We start from the raw sequence: 13,187 nt of genomic DNA on the forward strand, positions 1-13,187 counted from the left end.
GAGGGCATGCCGAGCCTCGAGGAGCTCGACGCGCCGGACATCGATCTCAACCGTCTCGATGACCTGGAGACCTCTGTGGAGATGATCGTCGAATCGGGTCTGGTGGGCTGACCCATCACCGCCCCGGAGGATAGGGGCGTGGCATGGTGAACAACCTTCCATGGAGGCCATCGGCTAGCGAGGTGTCGGGGAAACCAGCCTGTAGGTCAGGTCAAACTGTCATCTATTGGTGCGGCAGATCCGTCTTGGGCGACGGTCCTGACCGCGGAAGAGCGGGATGCGGCTAGCTAACAAGCCTCGGCGGGCGTGGGGGATGTGGGACGGGCCCAGGGTGGTGTGCTGAGGAGTAAGAGTACTGCGGCGATCATCACGCCAGCGATGAAGATCGTGGCAAGGTGAATTGAAAGAGTGCTGCCGTCATACATAGTCACGCCCACAGCCAGCAGCGAGGCGGCCAGAAGCACGAGTCCAATCCAGTGCTGGCGGCGCAGGCCTATCATCACCAGCAGCGCAGGAACGGCGTACCAGACCATGCTCGCAACACCCATCGAGTTGATCTGGTTGATCACCCCGCCGGTGCCGGGCACTGCCGCGACCCATGATCGGAAGAACATCGCAGCACAGTGCAGGATCAGGCCCAGGACTCCAAGGACTATAAGCAAGAGGTCCAGCACCGTCAGGCGTCTGGTCACCCGCTCAAGGGGTAAGCCTGGGGCCACCCATCGGAAGACCAGCAAGGCAAGAACGACCGCGATGAGCATCACGACAAAAGATGTGGACATGAAACTTACCCTACGGCCAGGCAACCCCATCACTTTGTCCCGGGGGCACAGGTAACTGCCACCTCAGTAGTTCAGGTCAAGCTCTCACCTATCCGTGCGACGGAACCGTCTGTAAGTCTCTCGGTGGGAAGGCGAATAGCGTAGCTCTTTGGGCCATGAGTAGACATGGCGCCTCCCTCGTAAATCTCCAGACGCCTTCAGTCGTCGTGCCAGCACGACCTGGAGCCGCGTTCAGCGTCCTGCAACCGCTGGAGATCATCTCTCGTTGTGTGTCCTGGGTCGCAGAACCAGTGTGACGGTCGCCCTAGATTTAAGTCACAGGTTCTCACCTCCAGAAAGGACAGTCCGATGTCTGTTCCTACCACAGCACACGGAACACCACGAACCACCGCGCCCACCACAACGATGAGGCACAAGATCTCCGCTGGGGCCATAGGAGGAATAATCGGCGGACTCGTCTTCGGAGCGCTCATGGCGATGATGGACATGCTGCCGATGATCGCCATGATGGTCGGAAGTACCTCTGCTGGTGTCGGCCTCGTTGTACACCTCGTCATCTCCATCCTCATTGGCCTGGGTCTGACAAGTCTGCTGAGCGGCGCGCTCTCGAGCTACGGTCGAGGCGCGATCCTCGGCCTGCTCTACGGTGGTCTCTGGTGGGTCTTGGGCCCTTTGCTGATCATGCCCCTGATGATGGGGATGCCCGTGTTCGTTGTAGACGCGGCGGGACTGTGGAGCTTGATGGGGCACCTCATCTACGGCCTGGTCCTCGGTTTGACCGCCGTCGCGGTCCTGAACCGACGCAGGTAGAGACCTGATCCCCGGCCACACTCAATTCGACGTGCTCACGCCTCGGTCTCCCACGGTCCCCGAAGGTCAGGTACACACCGTATTCAACGTCAGCGCCATAAGCTCCGCGGCTCAGGACACTGCGGAGGACATATGCATTTCGACCCCACAGACACCGCCCTGGTCGTCACCGGCGCACAGATCGATTTCCCGAGCTCCTCCGGTGTCGCCTGGGAACTGGTGGGGCGCAACGTCGAGGAGAACAACACCGTCGAGCACCTCCTCGCAGGAGCCAAACCTGCCAACTGCCAGGTCTTCGTCTCCCCGCACTATTACCACCCTCACGATCACCAATAGGATTTCGGCGGCACTCTTGAGCAGTAGATGCAAGAGATCGGCATGTTCGACCGACTCGGACCCCTGAACATGGAGGGACTCCAAGGACCCGGGGCCGACTGGATGCCTCAGTACAGGCCCTACGGCCCCCAGACCAATGACCTAATCCTTTAACCGCGCAAACGTGAGATCAACAAGATCCTGCTGGCTGGAATGTCCGCGAACCTCTGCGTGGAAAGCCACCTCCGGAAACTCCTCGAACAGGGCTTGGAGGTGCCTGCGGGAGATCCCACGCTGGCCCTCCAGCAGTGAAGAATTCCGATGCCATTGGCCCAGCAGTTGCCGAGGCCAGATGAACGAGGACTATATGAGCACCGCAGCGTCAATGATTTCAGCTCACCGTGTGAACCCATCGATCCCGGACGTTCTGGCCGGGTGCATCCAAGCTTGCACAGACGCGGCTCTGGCCTGCACCTCCTGCGCCGATGCCTGCCTGGCCGAAGATGCGGTCGCTGAGCTGCGCACCACCATCCGCCTCGCCCAGGACACCGCAGAGATGTGCACGACCACGGCACCCATGGAACTTGAATCCGACCCGGGCCAACAACCAACCAATGCGGCCGTGGAAGTCACGGGAACCCCCGCCGTAGGCCGAAGGTACATCACCGGGGTCACTATGCACGGCATCACCGGATGGGCGACTCCGCTCTAAACGCTCGGCAGTTCTTCGAGTGTGTGCTGGATTGCAGACCCGCCCCCGGTGCACCCATACGGTGGACAGAGCCGTCGAAGTTGGAGAGGAGGCAATGAGATGTCCATCATGGAGACACACAGAGCGTGTGCACACAGCCTCGCCCATGCTTCAACGTGCGGGAATCAACCATGGTCTCCGCAGAGACGGGAGAAAGACCCATTGAACTCCACAACCGAGGGCTTCACCTGCCTTGACGAAGTGGACCTCTTCGCTGACCTCAGCCCCGCTGAGGTAGAGGCCATGCACCTGATGGTCCCTGAGCGCCGGTTCGGCCCCGGCGAACTGGTGTTCTCACAGTCTGAACCCGTCAGTGCCCTTTTCGTGCTGAGATCAGGCCGAGTGCGGGTCTTCAGAGTCGCCGAGGATGGAAAGACACTGACACTTGCCATCCTGGAACCTGGGGCAGTCTTCGGCGAAATGCTGCTCGTGGGTCAGCGCATGTATGAGAACTACGCCGAGGCCATCGAAGATTCAGTGATCTGCCAGCTCACCGTCGAGGACGTCGAGCGACACCTGATCGGGGACCCGCGGATCGCACTGCGCATCGCGAAGCTCCTCGGTGACCAGGTGGCTCATCTGGAAGAACGACTCACCGACCTCGCTCTGCGCCCCCTGGCTGCCCGCACAGCCAAGACCCTGCTCACCCTGGCCCAATCTGCCCCCACCAACGCCCTCAGCGCTCGACTGGGACACGGCGGCGCGATCCGGATCACTCACGAACAGCTCGCTGGGCTGCTCGGAGCCACCCGGGAGGCAACCAGCAAGATCTTGTCTGATTTTGCCACCAAAGGGTACATCCGGCAGACCCGCGGACGCATCACGGTCAAAGATCCTGAGCGCCTGCAATCCACAGCCAGGACCACATCCTGAATTCTTCCGCCTCTCACACCTATCGGAGTGGCGGAGCCGATACAAACGAAAGGCACCACATTGAGCAGAATCACCGTAGAAACCGTCGAGTCCGCACCAGAGAACGCGCAGGCTGAGCTGAAGGACCTGGAGCAGAAGTTCGGCAAGGTCCTGAACATCCACGGGGCGATGGCATCATCGCCCGTGGTCCTCCAGGCCTACATCGCCATCCAGCAGGTCATCGAGGACTACGGGACCTTCGACGCCCAGACGCGGGAAGCCATCGCTTTGGCCGTCGGGAACGTCGACGAGTGCACCTACTGCCAGTCCGCCCACACCCAGGGCGCCAAGGCTGCCGGCCTCAGCGAGGATCAGACCGTGGCGATCCGCCGCGGCGATGTCGACTTCGACCCGAAGCTGGCTGCTCTGCTGCAGGTGGCCCGCGAGGCGACTGCCGAGAAGGGAAACGTCAAGGACGCCACCTGGCAGGCAGGACTCGACGCCGGATGGAGTACGAAGGAACTGACTGAGCTCACCACCCATGTGGCGTTGAACCTCTACACCAACTACTTCAACCACATGGTCGAGACCGAGCTCGACGTGCCTGCGGCACCCGCCCTCTAGGCTTCTCCACGGAACTCCGGGAAACCCGGTGGCGCGCTGGCCGAAGTCCGTGATGGCTGCACCACGCAGGCATCGCGGGCCTCGGGGCGAATGTAGTCGGCCGTACTTCCAGAACGCTGCGCCCACCGCTCCCGAGCCTCCCTCTCTCCTGGACCGTGATACGGAGACCCGCATGACTCCCCGCCTTCGGTGGTGCTCTTCGACGTTAACGAGACCCTGTCTGGCATGCGCCCTCTCGCGGCAGCATTGGTCACCGCCGGCACTCCGGCGAGTTGATGTTGGTCATCGTGCACCCCTGAGATATCCACCGGGACTCCGCTGCCTGACTGGGATCAACGGAGCTCAGGTCTGCTGAGAGTTCTGACCAATGGATCCAGGGACACGTCCGCCACAACTTATGTCTTGCAACCCTTGCCTTTAGAGGCGGCTGGAGTAATTCGCGGTGGATGGGCCTCGTGGGCGCGATTCGCACCGGTGAGTGGCCGCGCTATCGCGGCGCCAATCGTCACCCCGGTGCCCAGAGAGAGACGGTCCGGCGATCTCTCGCTGACGCCCCAAGCGACGTACGAACTTCCACTGTGCATCGCAGCGGAAACCCTACGGAGTTTCGTGGCGCCTCTGCGGCCTTTTGGGTGGTTGAAGGAGCTGCCAGCTGCGCCGCCCAATTCGTCCGAGCCGTTTCCGCAACGGGGTGCCAGTCGTTGAAGCTTCTCCCCCTCCTCGTCGCGGCAGAGCTGCCAAGGGAGAGTCCGATGGGATCGATGGCTGTGATGTCGCCACTGCCCCGCCGACTCCCAGCACAGAATGGCTCAGGCATCGGCACACCGGGTGGCACCAGATATTGAACGCGCCCCTTCTAGAGGCGATGGACGGGCTGCGCTTGCGCCTCACCGAGGAGGATGTGCTCCTGGTCCTCGACGATGAACCTTACGCTGCGACCAAGGGTGCGCTCGAAGAACTCGGTTGGGAGCAGCAGGTCTGCCCCGACGGATGGGACAACTTCGGCTCGGTCCAGGTGCTGGAAGTCGACTGCGAGACCGGTAAGGGCACCGGCGCTGAAGATGACCGACGTGCGGGCAGCCACGCCGTGATCGACTATGCGATCCTAGGTGCCAAGACTCGGGGAAAGGCACGCGCGCTTTGAGAATGCTCCGTCGTCGGGCTCACTGCCCGGGCTAAGCAGCTCGCCCATCTGATCAGACACTCAGAACGACGCATCTGCCTCCGAGCGAAAGACCAGCGGCCCCGATGACGGTGTGGTTCGAGAGGTTGAACATCACAGACGCTGCGTGGCGGGTCGGTTCATCAGCGGCGGTGCGAGCAAGCAGGGTCAAGGGATTGCACTGACGCTGGGACATGTCGCTTAACGCGGGTGAACCAGGATAGATTCGTCGCAAAATCCATCCTTAAGCAAGTTCACGAGCCTCTTGACTTGTGACAACCACACGTTCAATTGGGAAGGGCCATTAAACCCGTCGCGAGATGCTGATGGGACGTGTGAGAAATGCCGATTATGTGACGCCCGAGTCCCTACCGAACGCGTGGCCCCGCCTCGATCAAGGAGCGCAGATGCACACAGCACAGACCGGCCGAATCCTCGTGGTCGACGACGAGGTCGATCTGGCCCGGCTGATCGAGGGGTACCTGCGCAAAGCCGGGCTGGAAGTCGCCGTGCGCCATGACGGAACTGAAGCCGTGGCCGCGGTGCGCGACTTCGACCCGGACGTGCTGGTACTGGATCTGGGACTGCCCGGCATCGACGGGATCGAGGTGTGTCGGCAGGTGCGGACCCTCTCCGACTGCCACGTGCTGATGCTCACCGCCCGGGACGACGAGATCGACAAGATCATTGGCCTGTCGGTGGGAGCTGATGACTATGTGACCAAACCTTTCAGCCCCCGCGAGCTCGTCGCCCGAGTCCAGGCCATGCTGCGCCGAGCCCGCACCAGCAACAGCGAGACTTCCGGAGGGCCAGACTCCCCCGGGCCGGCGCTGGTGATCGAAGACCTGGTGGTGGACGAGGCTGCCCGGAAAGTGCAACTGGGAAGAGAGCCAGTGGCCTTGACCCGGATCGAGTTCGATCTGCTGGCGTGTCTGGCCACTCACCCGCAACAGGTGTTGTCCAGGACACAGTTGGTGGAGTTGGTCTGGGACACACGCTGGACCGGGGATGATCATCTGGTGGATGTGCACATCGGGCGCATCCGTAAGAAGCTCAATGATGATGCCTCCAGTCCGAGGTTCATCCACACCATCCGCGGGATCGGGTACCGGATGGGAACTGGACGATGAGCTCCACCGCGACCGACCGCCGGTGGTCCTGGAGCCCCTTGACGGTGCGGTTGATGCTGGCCCAGACCGCGGTGCTGGTGGTGGGGCTGATCATCGTGGTGGTCACCGCGGTGCTGGTGGGACCCTCCATGTTTTACCAAGAGCTCATCGAGTCCGGTCACGCCTATGCAGCCTTCGGGTTGGTCCACTTGGAAGATGCCTTCCGATCGGTGATCCTGACCGCTCTGGTCATCGGCGGATTGCCGGCCCTCTTCATCGCCGGGATGCTCAGCTTCTACCTCTACCGCACCATCGGCCGTTCCCTGGCATCGTTCAGCACTGCGGCCGGGCAGGTGGCCGCTGGCAACTACGACGTGCACGTGACCTCCACGAAGCTGGGTCCGGAATTCGACTTGCTGGCCGACTCCTTCAACGACATGGCCGAGAAGCTGGCCGCGGTGGACACCACCCGACGCCAGCTGCTGGCGGATCTGGCCCACGAGATGCGCACGCCACTGGCCAGCCTCAAGGGCCATCTGGAGGGCATCGAGGACGGCGTCGTGGAGTGGGATGAGCGGACCATCGGAATCTTCGACGCTCAGATCGCCCGGATGGAACGCCTGGCCCGCGACATCCGCCAGCTCACCGCGGCCGAGGAGGCCACCGCCAGGTTGCAGCTCACCCTCCAGGACCCCGGTGTGTTGGCCTGCCAGGCGGCTGCGGCCATCGAGCCCGCCGCCGCGGTCAAGAACATCACGGTGACAACCAGCAGCGGCGGCCCGATGGCGACACCGGTGTTGCTGGATCAGGAACGGATGGGTCAGGTGCTGGGCAACCTGCTGGAGAACGCCTTGGGCCACACACCGCCCGGGGGTGCCATCACCGTCCACACCGATAACGCACCTGAAGCGGTCACCGTCACCGTCACCGACACCGGGGAAGGCATCAGTCCCGAGCACCTGGAACACGTCTTCGCGCGCTTCTACCGCGTCCACACCGGCCGTGAAGCTCACCGCGCAGGCTCAGGCCTGGGGCTGGCGATCAGCAGGTCTCTGGTCGAAGCCCAGGGCGGGACCCTGGAAGCTGCCAGCGACGGACTCGGTCACGGAGCCACTTTCCGGATTCGCCTGCCCCGCAACAGAGACCCGGAGTAACCCGCGCGCATCTCACGGACCACCCCGAGAACCTCCCGAAACGAGACGCACCTCCCCCAGGATCAGACGCCCCGTGCTGCGGACTCGGCCTCTCACTTGTTGCTCTTCTCGCTATCGGAGCCCCTTTCCGACAGATCTCCGAGCACCAGCCGACGGGTGCGCTTGACACTGGTGCTGACCAGCTTCTCCAGCGGCCCCTGCCCCAGAGCCCGCTGCCACACCACCGCGAACACGGCTGCCACCACCACGTGGACCACGAACCACACGTAGGGCAGCCCGTAGTGCGCCTCGACCGACAGGGTCACCAGGTGGACGGTGTACAGGGTAAAGGTCATCGCGCCCATCGCCGAGAGCGGCAGCAACCACTTGCCGATCTTCGGAGCGATCAGCAGAAACACACCCAACACTGTCAGGCTCACCCCGAGGCTGGCCGCGATCGCGAGCGGAGTGTTGGTGTGCGGGGTCGCGATCGCCAGCCACCATCCGGTGGAAGCCGGCAACGAGTCCGGACCAAAGATCAGGACCTGATCCAGCTCGTACCTACTCATCCAAGAGGTGTCCAGGAGTCGTTGGTAGCCGCCGAGCGCGTAGAGCAGGATGTACGAGGTTGTGTGGGCGAAGATCGTCAGCCCCACTCCCACGACCACCACTCGGATCTGAACGGCGGTCTTGCGCAGATTCAGTCGCCCCAGCCCCAGGCCGACCAGCAGATAGGCCATGTACGGCAGAGCCGGGTAGGTACCGGTCAGCAACAGCTGAGACGCGGTGGCCCCCGGCTCGCTCAACACGTCAGCGAACGTGGGGTTGTAGGAGCTCCACGCGGGCAGTTGGCTGAGCAGATTCTGCATGAGCATCGGGGACACGATCCCGAAGACCGCCGCAGAGATGAAGAGCGCCTTGGGGCCCAAGTGCAGGAATGGGATCGCCAGCAGGAAGAAGACTCCGTAGTAGAGCAGGATGCCGTAGGCCGGAGGGTCCTCCGGCATCAGGGTCCCGATCCACAGACCTACGACTGCGATCAACACCGCCCGCACTCCCAGTCCCAGCCTGTCAGCGGTCATCCTCCTGCCAGTGTGCGGGTTCCGCCCGCCGGAGGTCAGCGCCAGTCCCACCCCGGCCAGCAGGGCGAACAGCGCTGCTGAGTCCCCGGAGAAGATCCGCCACGACCAGCTGGCCTCCCCGGTCTCCTCGTTCCAAGCCGGAAGCAGGTGAATGGCCATCAGTCCAACCAGAGCCAGTCCTCGTGCCGCATCGATCCCCACCAACCGGCGCGTGGACCGCACCAGACCATTCTCGATGCCCCCCGCTTCGGTTTCTGATGTTCCACTCATGTTCTTCCCTTTCCTGCCCGTCCCGTGAGGGGCGGTGAAGCCTGCGGCCAATGGCCGTCGCTGTGGTCCCGGAGCGCCCGGGAACGTATTAGTTCCAGGGTGTCCGCTGCACTTAGAGCCCAGGTCGCGGGATCCTCAAGATTCCATGAAGACTCCACGAGTCATCGACTCAAGGGGAGCCCGTTAGCCTTGAGGGCGTGACCTCACCCTGGCCCCTGACGTGCCCCGCATGCGATGCACCATTGAAACTGACACCCACGCCGGATTCCCCAGCTGCATCGACCGGTGCCGAGACCGCCGCAAGGACCGAGGCGATCGCAGGTCCCGTGGCGCCACGGGACACTGAGCCACAGCAGCCGGCGTTGAAGTCGGCGCAGCCGCTCAAGGCGCTGAGCTGCCCTTCCGGCCACCGCTTCGATGCGGCACGTCAGGGTTATGTCAACTTGCTCTCCGGTCGCGGTACCCGTTTCACCCCGGATTCGGCGCAGATGATCATGGCCCGCGAACGTGTCCAGGACGCCGGAGTCTTCGCCGCACTCAGCACGGAGCTGGTCAGGATCCTCGCGGAGCAGATTCCGGTGCACAGACCGGTCCACCCTGGCGAGCCTGGGCTGCTGCTGGACTGCGGCGCCGGCACCGGGCACTACCTGCACCAGCTCCTCGACGCTGCCCCGCAGGCCCGGGGAATCGCTCTGGACCTGTCCATCTCCGGGCTCAAGCGCGCCGCCAGGCACCCGCGAACCCTCGCGCTGGCCTGGGACCTGTGGCAGCCACTCCCCCTGACCTCAGATTCGGTGGACCTGCTGCTTGATGTCTTCGCTCCCCGCAACGTGAGTGAATACGCCCGAGTGCTCCGCCCGGGTGGACTGGCGGTGGTTGTGACCCCCGGTGACGTGCACCTGACCGAGCTGCGCGAGGCAGGCATGCTCGGAATCCACGACCAGAAGCTGCGGCAGCTCAAGGACCAGATGACACCCACCTTCGGTGCCGCCGAACTCAACGCCCAGGTCAGCGGCAGGGTCCCAGTCGACGCCGGTCTCGCCGCTGACCTGGTGTTCATGGGTCCGGCCGGGCATCATCGGGATCATGATGCGCTGCGCGAGAGTCTGCAGGCCCGTGACGTGGCCGCCGTCACGGTCGACCTCGACGTGAGCCTGTGGCGCGGATAGGCTGAAGTCACGCGTATATGGGTTGATGAGGAGCTGAGATGATCGAATGGTTCGGCGACAACCTCTGGGCACCCTGGCTCGCAATTGCCCTGGGACTCCTCGTGCTGGAGGCCATCACGCTCGATCTGCTCTTCCTGATGCTCGCCGTCGGAGCCGCCGCCGCCACCACCGTGGCCCTCGCCGGTGGAGAGCCCTGGCTGCAGGTGTTGGTCGGCTGTGCCACCGCCCTGCTGATGCTTGGCGCCGTCCGGCCCATCGCCCTCAAACATCTCAAGAAGGGCCCGGCGAACCAGCTGACCAACATCGACCGGATGGCCGGCATGGAAGCCCATGCGCTGGAAGCCATCACCGGCGACGCCGGCCTCGCCGAGGTCGACGGCGACACCTGGACCGCCCGCACCATCGGTGACGTCCGGATCGAACCCGGGATGGACGCCGTCGTCGAATCTGTGGACGGCGCCATCGTCTACCTGCGACCTGCGCGACAGATCAAATGGGATGAGGCGGGCCCCGACACCATCGGGCCCAACACTCCCCGACCGGAAGGCGCCTGAGAGATCTTCAGGCGCGCCACTGAAAAGAACGGAACGTCATGGAAGTCACTGCACTTGTAGTTCTCCTGGTCCTCGTCGCCCTGGTGGTGATCATCATCGCCCGCAGCGTGCGCATCGTGCCGCAGGCTCGCGCCGGACTGATCGAGCGCCTGGGCAAGTACCAGCGCACCCAGGGGCCGGGACTCACCCTGCTCGTCCCCTTCATCGATCGACTGCTGCCGATGCTGGACATGCGCGAGCAGGTCGTCTCCTTCCCGCCCCAGCCCGTGATCACCGAAGACAACCTGGTGGTCTCCATCGACACGGTGGTGTACTTCCAGATCACCGATCCGAAGGCCGCAACCTACGAGATCCAGAACTACATCATCGCGGTGGAGCAGCTCACCACGACCACACTGCGCAACGTGGTCGGCGGACTGAACCTCGAAGAGGCCCTGACCTCACGTGATCGCATCAACGGTCAGCTCCGCGGGGAGCTGGACAAGGTCACCGGACGCTGGGGCATCCGCGTCGCCCGAGTCGAGCTCAAGGCCATCGAGCCGCCGCACTCTATCCAGGACTCGATGGAGAAGCAGATGCGCGCCGAGCGCGAACGCCGCGCCGCGATCCTCACCGCCGAAGGCACCAAGCAGGCCGCGATCCTCACCGCTGAAGGTGAGCGACAGGCCTCGATCCTCGCCGCAGAAGGCGACGCACAGGCCCGGATCCTTGGCGCCAACGCTGAGGCGCAGGCCATCGAGACCGTGTTCAACGCGGTCCACGACTCGGAGCCCGGCCCTGAGCTGCTCTCCTACCAGTACCTGCAGATCCTCCCGGAGATCGCCAAGTCAGAGTCCAACACCATGTGGATGATCCCCGGCGAGTTCAGCGACGCGTTGAAGAACCTCTCCGGAGCCTTCGGCGGACCCGAGTCGGCCCAGCAGTCAGGCATCAGCCTCGAGGACCGAGAGGCCGAACGAGCAGCTCGCACGGAGCGGCTGAAGCAGCGTCGGCTGGAGAAGGCCCAGGAGAGTGCACAGAACAAGGGCAAGCCCGCCATCTCCTCGGCCATCGCGGATATGGCAGAGTCAGCCCGCAGCACCTCGGTCACCGATGAGAACCCGCACTACACCAGCCGTCAAGAGGTCGAGCAGGAGGCCCGCAAGGCCCAGGTCGGCAATGCGGCAGTCGCCGAGTCTCGCACTGAGGCTCCCGCCGAGGAAGGCACCGAGCTCACCGAGCAGCCGGTCTTCCAGCAGCAGCCCGAGCCCATGGAGGACCCGCAGCGCTGATCGAGATGGGAATAACTCCGCGGTGCTCTAGAGTTATAGCTAGGAATGACTCTGCCCATCACACTGGAGGATAATCGATGAGTGATCGCAGTCTGCGCGGAATGCGCCTTGGTGCGCAGTCCATGGAAACCGAGCAGGGCGTCGAGCCGGCGCCGCGTCAGGAGATCGAGTATCTCACTGAGGATGGCGAGCGGATGCGGGTGATGTTCTCGGCTGAGGCCGATGTCCCCGCAACCTGGGTCTCCCCCACCGGCAAGGAAGGCCTGCGCGTTGACGTCGACAGGCCCGAAGCCGAGCCGGAGAAGCCGGTCAGGACCCACTGGGACATGCTGCTGGAACGACGTTCCACAGAGGACCTCGAGGTGATCCTGCAGGATCGTCTCAAGCTGCTCAAGGAGCGTCGCGGCGAGGCCGCCTGACTCCCGCAGCTGATGCGATGCTGAGCACAGAAGCCTGCTCACAGACGGCGACGGCGTCCCTCCCGAGAGATCGGGACGGACGCCGTCGCCGTCTGTGTGTGCTGATCGTCAGCGCTGGCGCAGCTTCTGCCCCAATGTCCGGGCCCGCGCGCGAAGTCCCCAGCGCGTGACGTTGACCATCGCCTCTACAACGATGTCGGAGCTCATCTTGGACTCACCCAGCGTGCGCTCGACGAAGGTGATGGGCACCTCGACGATGGTCTTGCCCATGCCCGCCACCCGGAAGGTCATGTCGACCTGGAAGCCGTAGCCCACCGATTCGATGCTGCCCAGATCGATCTCTTCGAGCACCGAGCGCCGGAACACCCGGAATCCGGCGGTGATGTCGCGGACCTTCAGACCCAGCAGCGTCCGGGAGTAGAGGCTGCCGGCGCGAGAGATCGCGATCCGGTGCAGCGGCCAATTGACCACCGAACCTCCCGGCACCCAGCGTGATCCGATGACCAGGTCAGCCTCATCGATCTTGGCCAGCAGCTTCGGCAGCTGCTCGGGCTGGTGCGACCCGTCCGCGTCGAGCTCGACCAGGACGTCGTAGCCGCGTTCGAGTCCCCAGCGGAATCCTGCGATGTAGGCGCCGCCGAGCCCGTTCTTGGCCGTGCGGTGCAGCACGTTGATCTGCGCGTCCTGGGAGGCGAGCTCGTCGGCGAAGTCTCCGGTGCCGTCGGGGCTGTTGTCATCGACGATGAGCACATCTGAGGTTGGAACTGCCGCACGAAGACGTGCCACGGTGCCCGGCAGGGCATCGATCTCGTCATAGGTCGGGATGATCGTCAGGATCTTCACGAGTCGCTTCGCGTCCTTCTGGGGGTTGTGGAGATGAGGGT

General features: G+C 63.8%; 16 protein-coding genes and 1 pseudogene. 14 read left to right on the forward strand and 3 right to left on the reverse strand.

The window, feature by feature from the left end; translation table 11 throughout:
* Positions 1 to 287: 287 nt before the first annotated feature.
* The gene (locus LSI54_RS07245; RefSeq protein ID WP_241471078.1) at positions 288 to 782 is read right to left on the reverse strand and encodes a hypothetical protein; all 495 of its coding nucleotides are present in this window, start codon (positions 780 to 782) and stop codon (positions 288 to 290) included.
* Positions 783 to 1,253: 471 nt separating this feature from the next.
* Here LSI54_RS07245 and LSI54_RS07250 point away from each other — a divergent pair, with 471 nt between their 5' ends.
* From LSI54_RS07250 to LSI54_RS07285, 9 genes are all read left to right on the forward strand, one after another.
* A complete protein-coding gene (locus LSI54_RS07250) occupies positions 1,254 to 1,592 on the forward strand; it encodes a hypothetical protein (protein ID WP_241478050.1) in 339 nt (112 codons plus the stop codon).
* Between the two features lie 132 nt (positions 1,593 to 1,724).
* The gene (locus tag LSI54_RS07255) at positions 1,725 to 1,928 is read left to right on the forward strand and encodes a hypothetical protein (protein ID WP_241478051.1); all 204 of its coding nucleotides are present in this window, start codon (positions 1,725 to 1,727) and stop codon (positions 1,926 to 1,928) included.
* Between the two features lie 168 nt (positions 1,929 to 2,096).
* Positions 2,097 to 2,219 carry a hypothetical protein gene (locus LSI54_RS13265; RefSeq protein ID WP_446740423.1) on the forward strand — a complete coding sequence of 41 codons (123 nt, stop codon included), beginning with the start codon at positions 2,097 to 2,099 and terminating at the stop codon, positions 2,217 to 2,219.
* Between the two features lie 91 nt (positions 2,220 to 2,310).
* Complete coding sequence (locus LSI54_RS13175) at positions 2,311 to 2,619, forward strand: hypothetical protein (protein ID WP_342357806.1); 309 nt, start codon at positions 2,311 to 2,313, stop codon at positions 2,617 to 2,619.
* 201 nt (positions 2,620 to 2,820) lie between these two features.
* Positions 2,821 to 3,531: a Crp/Fnr family transcriptional regulator gene (locus LSI54_RS07265; RefSeq protein WP_241471074.1), complete on the forward strand. Its 711-nt coding sequence runs from the start codon at positions 2,821 to 2,823 to the stop codon at positions 3,529 to 3,531.
* A gap of 60 nt (positions 3,532 to 3,591) precedes the next feature.
* A complete protein-coding gene (locus LSI54_RS07270) occupies positions 3,592 to 4,134 on the forward strand; it encodes a carboxymuconolactone decarboxylase family protein (RefSeq protein ID WP_241471073.1) in 543 nt (180 codons plus the stop codon).
* Between the two features lie 865 nt (positions 4,135 to 4,999).
* Positions 5,000 to 5,278: a hypothetical protein gene (locus LSI54_RS07275; RefSeq protein WP_241478052.1), complete on the forward strand. Its 279-nt coding sequence runs from the start codon at positions 5,000 to 5,002 to the stop codon at positions 5,276 to 5,278.
* A gap of 425 nt (positions 5,279 to 5,703) precedes the next feature.
* Entirely contained in the window at positions 5,704 to 6,426 is a 723-nt protein-coding gene (locus tag LSI54_RS07280) for a response regulator transcription factor (protein ID WP_241464770.1), read from the forward strand.
* Positions 6,423 to 7,559, forward strand: a complete 1,137-nt coding sequence (locus LSI54_RS07285) for a sensor histidine kinase (protein WP_241478053.1) — start codon at positions 6,423 to 6,425, stop codon at positions 7,557 to 7,559. Before LSI54_RS07280 ends, LSI54_RS07285 begins: the two co-directional genes overlap by 4 nt.
* 92 nt (positions 7,560 to 7,651) lie before the next feature.
* Here LSI54_RS07285 and LSI54_RS07290 read toward each other — a convergent pair whose 3' ends face one another.
* Positions 7,652 to 8,890 carry a heparan-alpha-glucosaminide N-acetyltransferase domain-containing protein gene (locus tag LSI54_RS07290; RefSeq protein WP_274617564.1) on the reverse strand — a complete coding sequence of 413 codons (1,239 nt, stop codon included), beginning with the start codon at positions 8,888 to 8,890 and terminating at the stop codon, positions 7,652 to 7,654.
* 326 nt (positions 8,891 to 9,216) lie between these two features.
* Between LSI54_RS07290 and LSI54_RS13270 the strand changes: the two are divergent.
* The 5 genes and pseudogenes from LSI54_RS13270 to LSI54_RS07310 form a co-directional block, all read left to right on the forward strand.
* A pseudogene (locus LSI54_RS13270) lies at positions 9,217 to 9,333 on the forward strand (putative RNA methyltransferase); the annotation flags it as partial.
* Between the two features lie 51 nt (positions 9,334 to 9,384).
* A complete protein-coding gene (locus LSI54_RS07295; protein WP_241478055.1) occupies positions 9,385 to 10,059 on the forward strand; it encodes a methyltransferase domain-containing protein in 675 nt (224 codons plus the stop codon).
* 38 nt (positions 10,060 to 10,097) lie between these two features.
* Positions 10,098 to 10,613: an NfeD family protein gene (locus LSI54_RS07300; RefSeq protein ID WP_241471068.1), complete on the forward strand. Its 516-nt coding sequence runs from the start codon at positions 10,098 to 10,100 to the stop codon at positions 10,611 to 10,613.
* 38 nt (positions 10,614 to 10,651) lie between these two features.
* Positions 10,652 to 11,884, forward strand: coding sequence for an SPFH domain-containing protein (locus LSI54_RS07305; protein WP_241464775.1), 1,233 nt, complete (start codon positions 10,652 to 10,654; stop codon positions 11,882 to 11,884).
* Between the two features lie 77 nt (positions 11,885 to 11,961).
* Complete coding sequence (locus LSI54_RS07310; protein ID WP_058889192.1) at positions 11,962 to 12,303, forward strand: RNA polymerase-binding protein RbpA; 342 nt, start codon at positions 11,962 to 11,964, stop codon at positions 12,301 to 12,303.
* Between the two features lie 108 nt (positions 12,304 to 12,411).
* On the opposite strand, the gene LSI54_RS07315 is transcribed toward LSI54_RS07310, so the two are convergent.
* The gene (locus LSI54_RS07315) at positions 12,412 to 13,146 is read right to left on the reverse strand and encodes a polyprenol monophosphomannose synthase (protein WP_241464776.1); all 735 of its coding nucleotides are present in this window, start codon (positions 13,144 to 13,146) and stop codon (positions 12,412 to 12,414) included.
* Positions 13,147 to 13,187 lie beyond the last annotated feature (41 nt).

Source organism: Nesterenkonia sp. AY15 (assembly GCF_022565855.1).
In the GTDB taxonomy this organism is placed as follows: Bacteria; Actinomycetota; Actinomycetes; order Actinomycetales; family Micrococcaceae; genus Nesterenkonia.

Coding starts and splice junctions, on each gene's coding strand:
- LSI54_RS07290 (WP_274617564.1), bottom strand. CDS start 8,890: ATGAGTGGAACATCAGAAACCGAAGCGGGGGGCATCGAGAATGGTCTG.
- LSI54_RS07275 (WP_241478052.1), top strand. CDS start 5,000: ATGGACGGGCTGCGCTTGCGCCTCACCGAGGAGGATGTGCTCCTGGTC.
- LSI54_RS07295 (WP_241478055.1), top strand. CDS start 9,385: ATGGCCCGCGAACGTGTCCAGGACGCCGGAGTCTTCGCCGCACTCAGC.
- LSI54_RS07280 (WP_241464770.1), top strand. CDS start 5,704: ATGCACACAGCACAGACCGGCCGAATCCTCGTGGTCGACGACGAGGTC.
- LSI54_RS07250 (WP_241478050.1), top strand. CDS start 1,254: ATGGCGATGATGGACATGCTGCCGATGATCGCCATGATGGTCGGAAGT.
- LSI54_RS07255 (WP_241478051.1), top strand. CDS start 1,725: ATGCATTTCGACCCCACAGACACCGCCCTGGTCGTCACCGGCGCACAG.
- LSI54_RS07305 (WP_241464775.1), top strand. CDS start 10,652: ATGGAAGTCACTGCACTTGTAGTTCTCCTGGTCCTCGTCGCCCTGGTG.
- LSI54_RS07300 (WP_241471068.1), top strand. CDS start 10,098: ATGATCGAATGGTTCGGCGACAACCTCTGGGCACCCTGGCTCGCAATT.
- LSI54_RS07285 (WP_241478053.1), top strand. CDS start 6,423: ATGAGCTCCACCGCGACCGACCGCCGGTGGTCCTGGAGCCCCTTGACG.
- LSI54_RS07245 (WP_241471078.1), bottom strand. CDS start 782: ATGTCCACATCTTTTGTCGTGATGCTCATCGCGGTCGTTCTTGCCTTG.
- LSI54_RS07310 (WP_058889192.1), top strand. CDS start 11,962: ATGAGTGATCGCAGTCTGCGCGGAATGCGCCTTGGTGCGCAGTCCATG.